Origin of the sequence: Anaerosolibacter sp. (assembly GCF_029240175.1) — a bacterium.
In the GTDB taxonomy this organism is placed as follows: Bacteria; Bacillota; Clostridia; order Peptostreptococcales; family Thermotaleaceae; genus Anaerosolibacter.
The window spans coordinates 58122-75140 of the sequence record NZ_JARBTM010000032.1 but is presented as its reverse complement, the minus strand read 5'-3'; the positions used below and the strand labels follow the sequence as shown (position 1 = coordinate 75140).

The following is a 17019-nucleotide window of genomic DNA, read 5'->3' as shown; positions in this document are numbered from 1 at the left end:
CGCTAACGGCTAACTGCTAACCAATATATATGCTGGCTTAATTCTTACACTGTGTAGTTTTCAAAGACCAAAGTTTGTGTCGCTCGTTTTGGCGACTTGTTTATCTTAACATCTTTTCAATGTCATGTCAACAAGTTTATTTGTGGTAATTTTTATTATCTTGCTCAACGTGACGACAAATATTATCTTATCACAGTTGATACCCTAAGTCAAATGGTAATATTTCCTAACTATTAACCCTCACCCGTTGCTTCATGGGCGGAAGAATAATGTACCATGTTTATACCCCAAGGTCAATACCTTATAACATTTTATTTTATCCGAATAAAAAACTTAAATAGAAAGGCCTTCCTACTATTCCTTTAGCCTTAAAACCTATATATATACTCTGTCTACATCGTTTATAGCTCTGATATGGCAATCATAATAAAATAAAAAATGAATTTCCATTTTGTTGTAAGCTGCTTTTTCTATCATAGATTTCTTTCTTCTGATAATACTAATATCAAGAGGTGAATTTTATGGCTAAAAATAAGACAAAAGAAAAACATATGGCAAAGCCGGTAGAAGAACAAAATACTGCTGCTTGGGCAAATATTGAAGAGCTTCAACCAGAATCTCGCGTTCCCATTCCCAGTGAAATCCAAGTAAAAAATGCAAAAGAATGGGTAGATACCAATCAAAAATAGATAGGATATTTTGGTCTTTTGATGATTTAGAGAATTCTTAGTATACTAAGAATTCTCTTTTTCTTTTAAAAACATGGGAGATTCGATTTCGAATCTCCCATGTTTTTTATTCATATTTCATGTCTGCAAAGCGTCTATAGTTTTGATATCTTTCTTTTGCATGCTTTTCTGCTTGATTGAACAATTCATCGGCAATGTCAGGGAACACATTCATAATTTGTGTATAGCGGATTTCACCCTCGATGAACTTCCTAAATGGCGCCGTTGGCTCCTTAGAATCCATAACAAATGGATTTTTTCCCTGATCTTTTAATCGTGGGTCAAAGCGATACAAATGCCAATAGCCAGCTTCTACTGCCTTCTTTTCCTGGGCAACAGTTGTACCCATACCTGTCTTAATACCATGACTAATACAAGGCGCATAGCAGATCACGATTGATGGTCCTTTATATGCTTCTGCTTCCATAATAGCTTTAATGGTATGATTCATATTGGCTCCCATGGAAATCTGGGCCACATAGACATATCCATAACTCATAGCCATCATACCTAAATCCTTCTTGCGAATCCGCTTTCCTCCTGCAGCAAATTTTGCAACAGCAGCAGTTGGTGTAGATTTTGAAGACTGACCGCCCGTATTGGAGTAAATCTCCGTATCCATGACCAGGATATTTACATCTTCGCCAGATGCAATCACATGATCTAAGCCGCCATAGCCGATATCATACGCCCATCCGTCTCCGCCAACAATCCAAACAGATTTCTTGATTAAATAATCTTTCTTCTCTAAAATTTCTTTTATAATAGGATCGTTCTGATGATTATGCTTTTGAAGTGTCTCTAATAATCTCTTAGAAGCCTTCTTTGAGCCTTCTCCATCTTCCATATTATCAAGCCAATCCCTAAATGCGCCTTTACAATCCTCATCTATATCAGATTCTAAGCCTTCTCTCATTAAATTTCCTAGTTTTTCTCTAATCTGCTTCACACCTAGATGCATACCAAAACCGAACTCGGCGTTATCTTCAAAGAGAGAGTTGGCCCATGAAGGTCCTTTTCCATCGGCGTTTGTTGAATAGGCCATGGATGGTGCACTGGCTCCCCAGATGGATGAACACCCTGTGGCATTGGCGATCATCATTCTGTCACCATATAATTGGGTTAACAGCTTTACATAGGCCGTTTCACCGCAGCCTGCACAAGCTCCTGAAAACTCTAATAACGGTCGTGCAAATTGACTGTTTTTTACTGTGCTCTTATCTACTAGATGATCCTTCTCTGTAACGGAAAGGCAGTATTCCCAGTTTTCCTCTTGTCGTACAATTTCTTCCTCTGCATCTACCATTACCAAGGCTTTTTCTGGTGCTGGGCAAATATCGGCACAGTTACCACATCCTGTACAATCCAATGGACTGATCTGAATACGATAGGCAAGACCCTCTAAACCCTTTCCAATTGCTTTCTTTGTCTCAAATGTTTTGATGGCTTTTTGCTGCTCCCCATCATCTAAGAGCGTTGGACGTATAACAGCATGGGGACATATGTAAGCACATTGATTACACTGTATACATTTTTCTGTCTGCCATTGAGGAATCATCGGTGCAATACCGCGTTTCTCATAGGAGGTTGTTCCCATAGGGAAGGTTCCATCCTCCATCCCTTTAAATGCACTAACAGGCAGTTCATCCCCTTCATGCCTTGCCATAGGGCGTTGGATATTTTTCACAAAGTCAGGTTCTTTCTTTACTGGTATTTCTTCATCCTTTGCATCAGCCCAGTGACTTGGCACATTCACTTTTGTTAGACCGTTTACCCCTTTGTCTACGGCCCTCAGGTTCATTTCCACAATTTTTTCACCTTTTTTACCGTAAACGTCTTCAATAGCATCCTTCAAATAGTTTACTGCTTCCTCTATAGGAATAACCTTTGCTAATTTAAAGAAAGCCGCCTGCATGATCATGTTTATTCGATTTCCTAAGCCAATTTCCGTGGCAACCTTCATGGCATCGATAATATAAAATTCTATATTATTCTTAACAATAGCTCTTTTTAAGGATGCTGGTAATTTTTCATCTAACTCCTCTGGTGTCCATGGACAATTTAGCACGAAAGTACCGTTCTTCTTTATGCCCTTTAATAAATCGAAGTGATTCACATAGGACTTATTATGACATGCGATAAAATCTGCATTATAGATTAAGTAAGGTGATCGTATAGGCTTCTTTCCAAACCTTAGATGGGAGATGGTTGAGCCGCCGGATTTTTTACTATCATAGGAAAAATATCCTTGGGCATACAAGTTTGTCTTATCTCCAATAATCTTGATCGCCGTCTTATTGGCCCCTACTGTTCCATCGGAACCCAATCCCCAGAATTTACACTGGATGGTTCCTTCAGGTGTTGTATCTACAATCTCCTCTTCCTTTAACGATGTATGGGTAATATCATCTACAATACCAATTGTAAATCCATTTTTTGGGCTGTCTTGCTTTAGATTATTATAAACAGCAATGATTTGAGAAGGTCTTGTATCCTTTGAACCCAGGCCATATCTACCGCCTACAATCACAGGCTGATTTTCTTCACGATGATAGAATAGGCTTCGTACATCCTCATACAATGGCTCTCCTACTGCCCCTGGTTCCTTTGTTCGATCCAATACAGCAATCTTCTTCACACTTAAAGGAAGCACATTGAAGAAATATTTAGGGGAGAAAGGTCTATACAGGTGAACCTTAATCAACCCTACTTTTTCTCCTTGGCTCATCAAATAGTCAACGGTTTCTTCAATAGCATCACAAACAGAACCCATGGCGACAATCACATGCTCTGCATCCTCTGCGCCATAATAGTTAAAAGGCTTATATTCTCGTCCTGTCATTTTCGTAATATCGTACATATAATCCATGACGATGTCTGGCACATTATCAATAAATCGATTTGCTGCTTCTCTTCCCTGGAAATAAATATCAGGGTTCTGTGCTGTTCCTCGTGTTACAGGATGTTCAGGATTAAGGGATCTATCTCTAAACTCCTTTATGGCATCATGGTCTAACAATGCCCCCAGTTCATCATAATCTAGAACTTCTATTTTCTGATATTCATGGGAAGTTCTAAACCCATCAAAGAAGTGTAAAAATGGCACCCTTCCTTTAATTGCGGATAAATGTGCTACAGCACCTAAATCCATAACTTCTTGAACACTGCTAGATGCCAATAGTGCAAAGCCTGTCTGCCTTGTGGCCATTACATCCTGATGATCTCCAAATATAGATAAGGCATGGGCCGCTATGGCGCGGGCACTTACATGAAATACTGCAGGTAATAATTCCCCAGCCATTTTATACATGTTTGGAATCATCAGTAATAAACCTTGTGATGCTGTATAAGTTGTCGTCAATGCTCCGGCCTGTAAGGAACCATGCACTGCTCCAGCTGCCCCTGCTTCGGACTGCATTTCCACCACCCGGACAGGCTGTCCAAATAAGTTTTTCTTCCCATGGGCTGCCCATTCATCTACACCTTCAGCCATGGATGAAGAAGGTGTTATGGGGTAAATCGCAGCCACTTCCGTAAATGCATAAGATATGTACGCAGCGGCCTCGTTACCATCCATGGTTTTCATTTTTCTTGCCATCAATCTTCCTCCCTTACGTTCATGTAAAATGATGCTTTCATTTCCATATGATGTAACTTTCTTATATCCTAAGGTATATTATTTGAAATTTCCCCATTATCATACATAGGAAGCTTGAATTTTTCAGATATTTAAATAAAGAAGTGAAGGCAGCTCCTTTTTTCTCTGCCTTCACTTCTTTATTTAAATTGATGCTTCACAATAAAGTCCTTCAGTTTACGTAAATCTTCTATATAAGTCTTTTTTAACTCTTGTCGATAGATAATGGATGCAGGGTGGTATAAAGGAAAAATATAATAACCCTCTTTTTCTATTGCCTCTCCATGAACCTCTCCAATCGTAATTTTCTGGTCGCCGGATACTGACTTTAGGGGCACATTTCCCAGGGTAACCACCACCTTAGGCTGAATCGTACGTATTTCTTCCTCCATATACCTCCTAAACTTTGCAATCTCATCTTTACTAGGAGGTCTGTTCGATTTTCTGCCTGTCTTCTCGCTGATTTTATAAGGTCGAATCTTTACCACATTGGTGATATAAATATCCTCCCGTTTTAACTCAAGAATTTCTAGAAATTCATCTAGATTTTTCCCTGCTTGTCCAACAAAAGGTCTTCCCAGTTCAACCTCTTTGGCTCCCGGAGCCTCTCCCACCAAAACAAGTTTTGCTTCGCTGTTTCCTTCTCCAAAAACAATAGGTTCACTGCTTTCTTGTCTGCATTCTATCTCTAAACTCTCTAATTTTTCTTTTTTCAATATATCACCTCTATTTTCTTCGAAACGACGAGGGCGTCTTTCCCTACATTTCATATATTCTTATTTTCACTATAACATATCATATTTTTTTCGAATCGTCTTAAAGTCTTCCCAGAAAGGTCTTTTTTTAAGCGCATCCCGAAGGACTGCAGAAGGGTGATAGGTTGCCATAATCCATGTACCCTTTCGCTCATACCAAGTTCCCCTTTGTTTTGTGATTTTAAAATTGGAATCAATGATGTTTGTGGCTGCAATGGATCCTAGACATACGATAATTTTGGGCTTAACGAGCTTTACTTGCCATTTAAGATAGGGGATACAGGTTTCCACTTCTTCTTTCAAAGGAGTTCGATTTTGAGGTGGCCTGCATTTTACGATATTCCCTATATATACATCTTCCCGTGTAAATCCAATGCCTTCGATTGCTTTGGTTAAAAGCTGGCCTGCTGGCCCTACAAAAGCTTTTCCAGTATCGTCCTCCACCTGACCAGGACCCTCACCAATAAATATAATCTTAGCATCTGGATTTCCTTGTCCAAACACTGTATTTTTTCTGTCCTGGTGCAGTGGACATAGGTGACATCCTTCTACGATTCCCTTCAATTCCTCCAGAGTATACATATCATCCCTCCTGACCCCTATGACTTCTTATCTTTATATTTAGAGAAAAAGGAATGATCTCCTGCTTCTATGTCTAAAATACTAAAAACAAAGTTACCAATATACTAAAAGGAGATTGTCCATGAAATATAACCCTATCTATAAACCTTTCTATCAAACAAGACTCATTTACAAATTTGTTAAAGAGGTATTTCCTCTGGTAGATCAAGAATTAAATGGATGGAGAAAATCTGCCACCCTTGGTCAAGACCCAGTTCTTTCCCAGCAAGCCCTTGCCAGTATTGAAAAGAAGTCCTTTCATGCCCAAGGCGGTGCTGTTTATAGCCTATATACACAACAGGTAAACCCCTCGGTGGTCAAATTTATTGTAGCCCTTCAAACCATCAGTGATTATCTAGATAACCTTTGTGATCGGGTGGGTTTAGAGGATCATCTGGCCTTCTTACAGCTCCATAAAGCCATCACCGATGCCCTTGATCCCTCTGATACATTTTCTGATTACTATGCCCATTATCCTCATAAGGATGACGGTGGATACCTCCAGAGCCTTGTGGCTTCCTGTAAACTTTATATCACTCAACTTCCTAAATATAATCTAGTCCACAAAGAAGTTATGGATTTAGGTAAACTATATGGTGAGATGCAGAGCTACAAACATATTTCCTCCATGCATCGTGAAGCTGCCCTAGATACGTGGGCAAAATACCACCTAACGTCTTTTCCTGATCTTTCTACCTGGGAGTTCTCTGCAGCAGCAGGCTCTACCCTAGGAATCTTTCTTTTATGTGCCTTGGCCTCCGATGAAACACTTACAATTCAAGAGGTTCAGGATGTAAAAAATGCATATTTCCCCTGGGTATGTGGACTTCATATCCTACTAGATTATTTTATTGATCAACAAGAAGACCTTTCTACAGGTGATTTGAATTTTGTATCCTATTATCAAGATATACAAACAAAAAAAGAAAGGCTGCAGTGGTTCTTACAGCAGTCTCTGGGCAGAATACTGTCTCTAAAGAATCCAACCTTTCATTTAACCGTTATTGAAGGCCTTCTTGCCATGTACTTTTCAGATCCAAAAACCTCCCAAGGCGAGGAAGCTCTCATCCATCGTGAAATACTACAACTTGCACCTTATTCTACCTCTGTTTTGTATAACATCTGTAAGAAACTTAGAAACAAGAATATTATATAGGTTTCTATCTATCAATAAACACCAAAAAATCCTCTACCAGATTAGGGTCAAATTGTTTCCCTTTTTCTGCCCTAAATATATCTGAAATAGATTCTCTAGACAAAGCCTTGCGATACGGACGATCAGAAACCAAAGCATGGTAGCAGTCACAAACAGATAAAATTCTTGATTGAAAAGGGATATCTTCTCCCTCAAGACAATAAGGATATCCCCTACCATCCCATCTTTCATGATGATGAAGAATGATATCAGATAAGAATCCTAATCCTTCAACTTGACTAATAAGATCGCTTCCAATTTTGCTGTGTTCTTTTATCACCTTGTACTCCATATCCGATAAGGATCCAGGTTTTAGTAGAATACTTTCTTCAATAAATATTTTTCCCACATCATGAAGGTGTCCTGCCATTTCCATCTGAACTACTCTCTGATGATCAAGACCTATATAAGAAGAGAATTCTGCGCATAACCGTCCAACCTCCGTACAATGTTCAAATGTATAATGATCTTTTATATGAATTACTGCCGTCAATGCTTGTAAAACACCCTTTGCTAAAGAAAGTGATTTTTCCTCATCCATGCTCCGCACCCCAGTCCCAAAATTAAATAGTTTTCATTGTTCCAAAACAAAAATCCTGCGTATAGATCGATAAAGGCCTCTATAGCAGGAGTATTCTCTTACTACTTAAAATGGCAGCCTGGCAATCATCGTTTTATCAACCTTAGACCCATAGCTTTGCGTCCTTATCTTTCAATAAGTTTGCCTTTATCATATGTATTTATTTTAATTCATTTTATTTTAAAAACAATTCTCATCTCTAGTTATTTTACCAATCGTGTAAAAATTTGTCAATATCTGTAGGTAAATTTATAAATATATTTATATTACATATTTATATTATTTTTTATATAATGTAAATTATATTTAGTTTATTTTTTACGCACAAGAATTTTTTCAGCAATTTCATTGAGACAATATCTACTGCTGGAATCCTTTATTTCCCCCAAAGCTTCTTGGGCTATTCTCACAGCACGCTCTGCATCTTTATAGGATTCATCTAGGGCATAACTGTCCTGTAAAAGCCTTAGAATTTCCTTGTAGGAATCCTCTGAAAAGTCAGGCTGGGCAAATATTTGCTCTAAGCCTCTTTTATACTCCTCCTGCATCATAATCTTTAACACAGGTAATGTTAGATTGCCTTCTTTTAAATCACTGCCAACAGGTTTACCCAGCACCTTTGGATCACCAGTAAAGTCTAATATATCATCAATAATTTGAAAGGCATAGCCCATATGAATACCATAAACCTTTAGAGCCTCTATTTCTTTATCTGTGGCACCTCCTGCAATGGCACCAGCCTGGCAGCAAGCTGCAATGAGTATTCCCGTTTTCTTATAAATTCTCTCATAATAATTATCCACAGACTGGTTAAAATTAAATCGATTGTCTGCTTGAGCAATTTCGCCATCACACATCTCTGTGATAGCTTCTACGGCTAAATTCATAGCCGGTATCAGTCGATTGGTGGCCAAAATTTCAAAAGCCTTTGCAAAAAGATAGTCTCCTACCAATACAGAAGTAAGATTCCCTTTTTCTGCATTCAAAGAAGGTTTGTTTCTTCTAGTATTTGACCCATCAATAATATCATCATGGACCAGAGACGCCAAATGGATTAGTTCAAAGGCAGCTGCTGTATTAATCACACTTTCATTTAATGAACCAAAACATTGGGCAGCATTTAATACTAATAAAGGTCTTAACCTTTTTCCTCCTGCCTCAATAAGATTAAAACAAATTTCTTTGGTTTGTCCTCCACAACCAGAAACAGCATCATACAAGGCTTCTTCTACTTGATTTAATCCTTGAACACTATAAAAATCAAATTTCTTATCTTTTATCAGTTCTTTTCCCATAACGCTGCTCAAATTCAGTTCCTCCCTAATCATGCATATATTATTCATTATTGTCTTTATAAGATGGCGTTAAACCCATAATTAAAATTTGTGTCTTTAAAAATCAATGACGCGAAACAAGATCAAGATTGAGATTAAAACTGTAGGGAACACGCCCCCGTGCTGTTCCGCCACATTGTGTTGTTATAATTCATATAATATTACCGTCCTACAAACGGAAGGCCACTGGGGGCCTTCCCTACATAACTCAAAGGCAAGTAGGTATTTGGGGTCTTAGGGCGGGGGAACTCATACCCCTACGGCCTTTACTCGATCTCAATCTAGATCTCGATCTTCTACTACCTTCTAAAATAAAAAGAACTCCTTTGGTTTTAATCCATTGGAGTTCTTTTTATTTTCCTTAAATATTCAGATTCCTTAAAATACGATAAAATACATTCCTATTCTTTCTTTTCTCTTCATACTTTCTTTCAATTTCTTCCCGATCCCTCATTCGTATAATATAACTATCTACCCTGCTTATATAATGATGATCGGTATTTGTTTCCTCACTCCAATGGCGAAGCTTTAGACTTGCTTTTTCCATCTTCCATTCACCCTCTTTTGTTTATCTATTATATATTATTTTCGATACTTCTAAAGGGTTTCCTCCATATTTTTATAGACAAATTCCTTGATATATCAACATTTTCGTAGATTTATGGAGTTTTATGTCTATCTTATTTTTTTCTACTTATTTCCCGGGAAATAGACATTTTTTTCAATATTTATAAAAAATTCAATTGGCTTATTTGATCTATTATCTATTATATGAAAAATAAAAACCAGAGGTCTTCCTCTGGTTCTAATATCTATTTTGCCTCTCCAAGGTAGGCATTTTTCACTTCATCATTTTTCAATAATTCCTGCCCTGGCCCCTCTAGCACGATGGTTCCAGTTTCCAGTACATATCCGTAATCTGCAACCTCTAAAGATGCCTTAGCATTTTGTTCTATCAATAGGATCGTCATCCCTTGACGGTGTATTTCTCTAACAATATTAAAAATTTCCTTTACCAATAATGGTGCCAAGCCCAAGGAAGGTTCATCCATCATTAATAACTTTGGCTTTGTCATAAGGCCCCGCCCTACAGCCAACATCTGCTGCTCACCGCCGGACATGGTTCCTGCCTTTTGCCACAAACGTTCCTTTAGCCTTGGAAACAACTCATAGACCCACTCCATATCCTTCTTGATGCCCTCTTTATCCGATCTGCAATATGCTCCTAGAAGTAGATTTTCTTCTACTGTAAGATTAGAGAAAACCCTTCTCCCTTCAGGCACCAATACAATGCCTTTCTCCACAATGTCCTTTGTCTTATACTTTGTCAATTCTTCACCATGATACTGAATAGATCCTTGAGAAGGCTTCGTAATTCCCATGATACTCCGCAAGGTTGTACTTTTTCCTGCTCCATTGGCACCGATCAGCGTAATAATTTTGTTTTCTGGTATATCAATGTTAATTCCACGAAGCGCATGGATACCACCATAATGAACATTTAGATTATTAATATGCAACATCTAATCCACCCCCAAATATGCTTCAATAACCTTTTCATTGTTCTGAATTTCGCTTGGGGTTCCCTGGGCTATGGTTATACCATGATCCAGTACAAAGATTCTTTCACAGATCCCCATAACCACTTGCATATGATGTTCAATCATAAAAATTGTCAACTTAAATCGTTCTCGTATATCGGCGATAAAATCCATAAGCTCTAAAGATTCTTTTGGATTCATTCCCGCCGCTGGTTCATCCAATAATAGTACTTTTGGATTTGTTGCCAGAGCCCTGGCAATTTCTAATCGCCTTTGTTTACCATAGGGTAAGGATGTTGATTTCTCATACATAAGCTCTTTCAAACCTACCTCTTCTAAAAGGTGAATAGATTTTTCATACATGGCCTTCTCTTCTTTTCTATAATTCGGAAGCGTTAACATGGCAGAAAACACATCGGACTTTAATCGAAGGTGGTTTGCAATAAGTACATTATCCAATACAGATAATTCCTTAAATAAACGTATATTCTGAAAGGTTCTCGCTACCCCTAACTTTGTAATTTCGTCAGGTCTAGATTGAGTGATATCTATATCTCTTTTATCATCCTGAAAAAATACACTGCCCTCCGTAGGTTTATATACCCCTGTAATCATATTAAAAGCCGTGGTCTTTCCAGCACCATTGGGGCCAATCAAACCTACGATTTCTCCCTCATTTAAGGTCATGTCAAATTTAGATACCGCTACCAGTCCGCCAAATCTCATGGTGATATTGTCTGCTCTTAAGATACTCATTGTTTCACTTCCTTTTTCGGAGTCTTTTTAAAGCCTTTGATTTTAGAAAACCAATCCCAAGAAAACTCATTAGTTCCCAGCAATCCCTGCTGGTAGAACAAAATCACAATCATCAAGAGCAGAGAGAAAATTACCATACGCATCCCTGGTATTCCTTTAATCTGAACAAATCCTAGATTGATGGTCTCGTCCAGTACCCGCAGTACCTCCATGGCTACAGTAACAATAACTGCCGAAATTGTAGTTCCTGTAATGCTGCCTATCCCCCCCAGTACAACGATCAACAATATATTGAAGGTTAATACAAATCGGAACATATTCGGGTCAATTGTTCCCAACAAATTTCCTAAAAGTGCGCCTCCAACCCCGGCAAAGAAAGCACCCATCGTAAAGGACATGACCTTATGCTTAAACAAGCTGATTCCCATGGCTTCTGCAGCAATTTCATCCTCCCGTATAGCTTTAAATGCCCTGCCGTAGCTGCTCTTCATCAAAAACACCATAAATACAATTGTGATCATGGCAGTACCCCAACTCCACCAGATGTTGGTATGAGTAGGCAATCCCTTTAGGCCTAAGGCACCATTGGTTACACTTTGTATATTTACAAAAACAACACGGATGATCTCACTAAATCCTAATGTAGCGATGGCTAAATAGTCATCTTTCAGCTTTAATACCGGACTGCCAATTAAAAATCCTACAAAAGCCGTGACAACACCTGCCATCAGTAAGGCTGGCAGAAAGGGCCATTCAACCTTTGCTAAAAATGGTATGATAGGTTTCATAAAGAAATTCATTTCTTTCATGGCAGGGGACATAGTCAGAAGTCCAGCAGTATAGGCACCTACAGCCATAAATCCTGCATGACCCAAAGAGAAAAGACCTGTAAACCCATTGATTAAATTCATACTCAATCCCAATACAATATAAATCCCACATAGATTTAATATCTTCATTTGATAAGAATCAAAGGTTTTATTAAATATAAATAGTAGGATGATAAAGCCCAGAATGGCCCCAATATTTAATAATATTCTTTCTTTTTTCATCGCCATCACCTACACTTTCTCTGACAACTTCTGTCCCATTAAACCAGTAGGCTTAATCAGCAGAATAACAATCAAAAGTACAAAGGCAAAGGCATCTCTATATCCAGTAAGTTCAGGGAGCAAGGCCACAAGCATAATCTCGCCTAGACCTAAAATAAATCCACCCAATACAGCACCTCTTATATCTCCAATACCGCCTACTACAGCTGCAATAAAGCATTTTAATCCCGGCATCAATCCCATAAGGGGTTCAAGCTTTGGAAATTTTAATCCCCACATGATACCCCCTACTGCCGCCAAAACAGAGCCAATGCCAAAGGTAAGGGATATAATTTTATCTACGTCAATCGCCATCAACCTTGAAGCTTCATAATCCTTAGAAACTGCTCTCATAGCCATACCTGTCTTGGTTTTATTGATGAAATAAACCAAACCGATTAATAACGCAACAGTAATCACAGGTATGAAGAAGTTAATACTCACGATAGATACACCGCTAATATTGAATACCTTATTGAACATTGGCGGAATAGGAAATGCCTTAGGTCTTCCACCAAAAACAACGATGGCCAAGTTCTCTATAAGAAAAGAAACTCCTATAGCAGAAATCAGCACAGAAATCCTTGGTGAATTCCTTAATGGTCGATATGCCGCTTTCTCTACCAACCTACCGAATAAATAAGTAAAAATAATTGCTATAGGAAAAGCAATCCACCATAGCTGCATGCCTAGTAGGACAACCGCATAAAAGGCTACATAGGTAGCAATCATAAAAATGTCTCCGTGGGCAAAGTTTATTAACCTTAGAATTCCATAAACCATCGTATACCCGATGGCAATCAAGGCATATAAACTTCCCAATGACATGCCGTTGGTTAAGTGCTGCAGAAAAACTTGAAAAGTCATCTTTCTATCCCCCATATTCTCATATTTTGTCTAGCTTAAATATTGCTCAGCTTTCACTTCAACACAACGAAACTTCCACACTCATGGAAGTCTGCTCTTCTATTCATTGATAAATGTTACATACTCAAAGCGGCCATTTTCAATTTTTTTAATAACCGCACTTTTTCTCGTGTTGCCATCTGAATCTAAGGTAATACTTCCTGTTGCCCCTTTAAAGTGCGCTGTCTCACCCAAAGCATTCTTAATTTTTTCAGGGTTTACCGAATCCGCTCTTTCTATGGCATTGATTAGCACCATATAAGCATCAAACCCAAGGGCGCCAAAGGCATTGGGCGCCTTACCATATTGTTTTTGATAAGCATCAATAAACTGTTTTGACATCTCCGTAATGGGCGTTTCAGCAGTAAAGTGGGTACTAAAAGTAGCTCCTTCTATGTCTGGTCCTCCTATTTCTATAAAATCATAGGTTTCCCAAGTATCTCCGCCAATGATAGGTGTTGTTACACCCATCTTCCTTGCCTGTTTAATGAATATGGCGGATTCCATATAGTTACCTGGTACAAAAATTACATCGACGTCTATAGCTTGGATACTCTCTAATTGTTCTTGAAAATCTCTTTCACCAGAAACATAAGGTATCACAGAAACAATACTGTTTTCATCATTGGTAAGGTCTTTAAATGATTCCATAAAATACTGGCTTAACCCTAGGGAGTACTCCTGGGTTGTATCCTGTACAACAATCGCTCTCTTTGCTCCTAGCTCCCTGACAGCATAGTTAGCCATGACCGTTCCTTGAAATGGATCTGTAAAGCATACACGAAAATAATAAGGATTTTTATATGTAACTTGAGGGTTTGTAGGTGAGCATCCCACCGTGGGTATTTTCACCTTTTTTATAATTTCTCCTGCTGCGATAGATAGTGAACTTCCATAGCTTCCAATGAGGGCTTTCACATCCTCCTCATAAACCAACCTTGTTACAGCTTTTGCAGCCACTGATCGATCACTCTTATTGTCTTCGATGACCAATTCTATGTTCTTCCCTAAAACTTCAGGAAATAGTTCATGGGCCAACTGGATGCCTTCTAAAGTCATCTGTCCTCCAGAAGCAGCACCTCCCGTAAGAGGTTCAAATACACCAATCTTTATGACCTCAGACGGTGTTTTTTCTAATTCCTGTCCTAATCTTTCTTTTGTAGATCCTATAATACCTCTAATTCCAAGGGATAGCAGAATAATACATATCAATAAAAATAAAGCCATTTTTCTTTTCATAGGCTTTATACTTCCCCCTTAGCTCCCATTTGTGTTTTTGTTTCTCTTCCTCCTTTTTTTAAATATTCAACATATTATCTATATTTTAATTTTTTGTAACATTTTTGTCAACATAATTCCCCATTCATCTTATGATCAAAATGACCTCCATAGGTTGTAGCATAAGTTTTTCCCTATATTTTTTTCCTTGTGGCTCTATTGTTTATGGAATACAATATATATATATTCTGAGGTATAAGGATACCTTGTTTTTTATCGAATTTGGTTATATTATATTGTAAAGCTATTATTTTTGGGGGTGTTTATTCATGAAAAGAGTTTTTTCCGGTGTTCAACCTACTGGAAATATACATATTGGTAATTATTTAGGAGCTATGAAACAATTTGTTGATTTACAAGAAGAAATGGATTGCTTCTTTTGTGTTGTAGATCTACATTCTGTTACTTTACCTCAGGATCCTAAAAATATTTATTCCCATACCTTGGATGTGGCTTCTCTTTATATGGCCATAGGTATTGATCCTAATAAATCTACTATTTTTGTTCAATCCCATGTACCAGCCCACGCTGAGCTTGGCTGGCTGCTCCAATGCAATTCCTATATGGGAGAGCTTAATCGAATGACTCAATTTAAAGATAAGAGTAAAGGCAGTGAATCCGTACCTGTTGGCTTATATACTTATCCAACCTTGATGGCCGCAGATATTCTTCTATATGATACCCATATTGTGCCTGTAGGAAATGATCAGAAACAACATATAGAACTATCAAGGGATATCGCTATTCGTTTCAATAATCGCTTTGGTGAAACCTTTGTGGTTCCAGAACCTCAAATCAAAGAGTCAGGTGCTAGAATCATGGCATTAGATGATCCAAATAAGAAGATGAGCAAGAGTGCAGAAAATCCTCTAAGTAGGATTACCCTGATGGATTCTCCAGATCAATTAAAAAAGGCCATCATGAAAGCAACCACCGATTCTGAGGGGCAGATACGCTTTGATTGGGAAAACAAACCCGGTGTTAGTAATCTGTTAACCATATACAGTGAATTTTCTGGTATGTCCATCCCTGAACTTGAACAAAAATACGAAGGTCTAGGCTATGGTGCCTTAAAAAAAGATTTGGTAGAAGTTGTTTCATCCTCCCTTTTATCTATACAGCAGCGTTATAATGAAATTCGAAATTCCGATGAAATCAGACACGTATTAAAAGAAGGGGCTGAAAAAGCAGAACAAGTGGCAAACCAGACATTAAGAAGAGTAAAAGAAAAGATGGGTTTTGTTCTTTATAAATAAAAAATAGCAGGCTGATTGAAATCAGCCTGCTATTTTTTCTACTTAAATATGACTTAAAAGCCTTCCTTTACAAATTCTCAAAGAAGACTTTTTATATTTCTCTCACACGATTTAACTCTTTTCTAAACTTCTCAATAGCCTTTTTTTCCATCCTTGAAATGGTCATCTGGGACACACCAATTTCATTTGCCACTTGTATTTGTGTCTTGTTATAAAAGAATCTATCTTTAATAATTTTAATTTCTACCTCATTTAGCTTATCCATACATTTTTGAATAAAATCTCTATTTTCAATGATATCAAAGTGCTTATCATCTTCTCCTATAAGATCCATCAGTTGTAAATCCTTATCATCTCCATTGCTGTCATAGCTTAAATCTAATGATTTTGGCGTATAAACTTGACTAGCCTCCATGGCTTCTAATACTTGTTCCTCTGTACACCCTAGATACTCCGCAATATCTTCAATTCTAGGACTTCTTTGAAGCGTCTGATTTAAAGCAATACGAGCAGCATTTACCTTCTTAGATAACTCTTGGATTCTCCGGGGTACGCGAATAGACCATCCCTTATCTCTAAAGTGTTTCTTAATCTCACCTATGATTGTAGGTGTAGCAAAGCTTGAAAATTCAAATCCCCTACTTAAGTCAAATCTTTCTATCGCATAAATAAGACCTAGAGAAGCAACTTGATAGATATCCTCATATTCTATTCCTTTGTTTACATATTTTTTTGACAGGATTTCAGCAATATATAGATATCTATTTACAAGTTCATTTCTAATATCTTTATTTTTTGTCTCAGCATATTTTTTAAATAATTCTTTTTCTATTGTTTTTTTCGGGGAATCTGTACCTTCATTGATAGCAGCACAGGCAACATTCTTCATTAAATATCCTCTCCTAAGTACTTAGTCATCTTAATGATTGTACCTTCTCCCATATTTGAAATTACATCTACTTCGTCCATCAGAGATTTAATAATAAAGATACCTAATCCTCCTTCTTTTGGGCTTGTTAAATCAGGCTCTTCTAATTGATTACAACTAAATCCACTGCCATGGTCGATAACATGTATACTGATCTTTTCTTTATCTAGAAAGAATTTTACATCAAAATTCTCTCCTTTTTCACAGATACCATGCTTAATAGCATTTGTACATGCCTCAGCAACAGCAACCTTAATATCCTCTAATTCCTCTACATTAAAACCTACTCTACTTGCCACTGCAGATGCTGTCAATCTTACCACACTTACATATTCCGGCTTGCTAGGTACAGATATGGACAAGCTATCAGTCATTTGATTTTCCACCTTTTCTATCATTATATTATTATTCAT

General features: G+C 37.7%; 16 protein-coding genes and 1 riboswitch. Of the genes, 3 read left to right on the top strand and 13 right to left on the bottom strand.

The features are described from left to right. The first annotated feature begins 521 nt into the window (after positions 1 to 521). A complete protein-coding gene (locus K0R93_RS17775; RefSeq protein WP_300304280.1) occupies positions 522 to 689 on the top strand; it encodes a DUF3787 domain-containing protein in 168 nt (55 codons plus the stop codon). A gap of 106 nt (positions 690 to 795) precedes the next feature. Here the strand turns inward: K0R93_RS17775 and nifJ are convergent, their stop codons facing one another. The 3 genes from nifJ to K0R93_RS17760 form a co-directional block, all read right to left on the bottom strand. Next, positions 796 to 4326: a pyruvate:ferredoxin (flavodoxin) oxidoreductase gene (gene nifJ, locus K0R93_RS17770; RefSeq protein ID WP_300304277.1), complete on the bottom strand. Its 3531-nt coding sequence runs from the start codon at positions 4324 to 4326 to the stop codon at positions 796 to 798. Between the two features lie 179 nt (positions 4327 to 4505). After that, a complete protein-coding gene (locus tag K0R93_RS17765; protein ID WP_300304274.1) occupies positions 4506 to 5081 on the bottom strand; it encodes a uracil-DNA glycosylase in 576 nt (191 codons plus the stop codon). 69 nt (positions 5082 to 5150) lie between these two features. Continuing rightward, positions 5151 to 5702, bottom strand: a complete 552-nt coding sequence (locus tag K0R93_RS17760) for a uracil-DNA glycosylase (protein WP_300304271.1) — start codon at positions 5700 to 5702, stop codon at positions 5151 to 5153. 121 nt (positions 5703 to 5823) lie between these two features. Between K0R93_RS17760 and K0R93_RS17755 the strand changes: the two genes are divergently transcribed. Further along, the gene (locus K0R93_RS17755; protein ID WP_300304268.1) at positions 5824 to 6897 is read left to right on the top strand and encodes a tetraprenyl-beta-curcumene synthase family protein; all 1074 of its coding nucleotides are present in this window, start codon (positions 5824 to 5826) and stop codon (positions 6895 to 6897) included. A 4-nt stretch (positions 6898 to 6901) separates the two neighbouring features. On the opposite strand, the gene K0R93_RS17750 is transcribed toward K0R93_RS17755, so the two are convergent. The 8 genes from K0R93_RS17750 to K0R93_RS17715 form a co-directional block, all read right to left on the bottom strand. Next, positions 6902 to 7477, bottom strand: a complete 576-nt coding sequence (locus tag K0R93_RS17750) for an HD-GYP domain-containing protein (protein ID WP_300304265.1) — start codon at positions 7475 to 7477, stop codon at positions 6902 to 6904. 109 nt (positions 7478 to 7586) lie between these two features. Then, a riboswitch (cyclic di-GMP riboswitch) is annotated at positions 7587 to 7672 on the bottom strand. A gap of 155 nt (positions 7673 to 7827) precedes the next feature. Further along, the gene (locus K0R93_RS17745) at positions 7828 to 8823 is read right to left on the bottom strand and encodes a polyprenyl synthetase family protein (protein ID WP_300304262.1); all 996 of its coding nucleotides are present in this window, start codon (positions 8821 to 8823) and stop codon (positions 7828 to 7830) included. Positions 8824 to 9211: 388 nt separating this feature from the next. After that, positions 9212 to 9397 carry a hypothetical protein gene (locus K0R93_RS17740; RefSeq protein ID WP_300304259.1) on the bottom strand — a complete coding sequence of 62 codons (186 nt, stop codon included), beginning with the start codon at positions 9395 to 9397 and terminating at the stop codon, positions 9212 to 9214. A 265-nt stretch (positions 9398 to 9662) separates the two neighbouring features. Next, positions 9663 to 10373, bottom strand: a complete 711-nt coding sequence (locus K0R93_RS17735; RefSeq protein WP_300304256.1) for an ABC transporter ATP-binding protein — start codon at positions 10371 to 10373, stop codon at positions 9663 to 9665. Then, positions 10374 to 11147 carry an ABC transporter ATP-binding protein gene (locus K0R93_RS17730; protein WP_300304253.1) on the bottom strand — a complete coding sequence of 258 codons (774 nt, stop codon included), beginning with the start codon at positions 11145 to 11147 and terminating at the stop codon, positions 10374 to 10376. It abuts the gene before it with no gap. Further along, complete coding sequence (locus K0R93_RS17725) at positions 11144 to 12199, bottom strand: branched-chain amino acid ABC transporter permease (RefSeq protein WP_300304250.1); 1056 nt, start codon at positions 12197 to 12199, stop codon at positions 11144 to 11146. Before K0R93_RS17725 ends, K0R93_RS17730 begins: the two co-directional genes overlap by 4 nt. A 9-nt stretch (positions 12200 to 12208) precedes the next feature. Beyond that, positions 12209 to 13105: a branched-chain amino acid ABC transporter permease gene (locus tag K0R93_RS17720; RefSeq protein ID WP_300304247.1), complete on the bottom strand. Its 897-nt coding sequence runs from the start codon at positions 13103 to 13105 to the stop codon at positions 12209 to 12211. Positions 13106 to 13204: 99 nt separating this feature from the next. Continuing rightward, entirely contained in the window at positions 13205 to 14383 is a 1179-nt protein-coding gene (locus tag K0R93_RS17715; protein WP_300304244.1) for an ABC transporter substrate-binding protein, read from the bottom strand. 308 nt (positions 14384 to 14691) lie between these two features. Between K0R93_RS17715 and trpS the strand changes: the two genes are divergently transcribed. After that, a complete protein-coding gene (gene trpS / locus K0R93_RS17710; RefSeq protein WP_300304242.1) occupies positions 14692 to 15678 on the top strand; it encodes a tryptophan--tRNA ligase in 987 nt (328 codons plus the stop codon). Between the two features lie 91 nt (positions 15679 to 15769). Here trpS and K0R93_RS17705 read toward each other — a convergent pair whose 3' ends face one another. Then, a complete protein-coding gene (locus K0R93_RS17705) occupies positions 15770 to 16567 on the bottom strand; it encodes a SigB/SigF/SigG family RNA polymerase sigma factor (protein WP_300304239.1) in 798 nt (265 codons plus the stop codon). Beyond that, positions 16567 to 16980, bottom strand: coding sequence for an ATP-binding protein (locus K0R93_RS17700; protein WP_300304236.1), 414 nt, complete (start codon positions 16978 to 16980; stop codon positions 16567 to 16569). The genes K0R93_RS17705 and K0R93_RS17700 overlap by 1 nt, the downstream gene beginning before the upstream one ends. Positions 16981 to 17019 lie beyond the last annotated feature (39 nt).

Coding starts and splice junctions, on each gene's coding strand:
- K0R93_RS17775 (WP_300304280.1), top strand. CDS start 522: ATGGCTAAAAATAAGACAAAAGAAAAACATATGGCAAAGCCGGTAGAA.
- nifJ (WP_300304277.1), bottom strand. CDS start 4,326: ATGGCAAGAAAAATGAAAACCATGGATGGTAACGAGGCCGCTGCGTAC.
- K0R93_RS17760 (WP_300304271.1), bottom strand. CDS start 5,702: ATGTATACTCTGGAGGAATTGAAGGGAATCGTAGAAGGATGTCACCTA.
- K0R93_RS17755 (WP_300304268.1), top strand. CDS start 5,824: ATGAAATATAACCCTATCTATAAACCTTTCTATCAAACAAGACTCATT.
- K0R93_RS17750 (WP_300304265.1), bottom strand. CDS start 7,477: ATGGATGAGGAAAAATCACTTTCTTTAGCAAAGGGTGTTTTACAAGCA.
- K0R93_RS17740 (WP_300304259.1), bottom strand. CDS start 9,397: ATGGAAAAAGCAAGTCTAAAGCTTCGCCATTGGAGTGAGGAAACAAAT.
- K0R93_RS17735 (WP_300304256.1), bottom strand. CDS start 10,373: ATGTTGCATATTAATAATCTAAATGTTCATTATGGTGGTATCCATGCG.
- K0R93_RS17730 (WP_300304253.1), bottom strand. CDS start 11,147: ATGAGTATCTTAAGAGCAGACAATATCACCATGAGATTTGGCGGACTG.
- K0R93_RS17725 (WP_300304250.1), bottom strand. CDS start 12,199: ATGAAAAAAGAAAGAATATTATTAAATATTGGGGCCATTCTGGGCTTT.
- K0R93_RS17720 (WP_300304247.1), bottom strand. CDS start 13,105: ATGACTTTTCAAGTTTTTCTGCAGCACTTAACCAACGGCATGTCATTG.
- K0R93_RS17715 (WP_300304244.1), bottom strand. CDS start 14,383: ATGAAAAGAAAAATGGCTTTATTTTTATTGATATGTATTATTCTGCTA.
- trpS (WP_300304242.1), top strand. CDS start 14,692: ATGAAAAGAGTTTTTTCCGGTGTTCAACCTACTGGAAATATACATATT.
- K0R93_RS17705 (WP_300304239.1), bottom strand. CDS start 16,567: ATGAAGAATGTTGCCTGTGCTGCTATCAATGAAGGTACAGATTCCCCG.
- K0R93_RS17700 (WP_300304236.1), bottom strand. CDS start 16,980: ATGACTGATAGCTTGTCCATATCTGTACCTAGCAAGCCGGAATATGTA.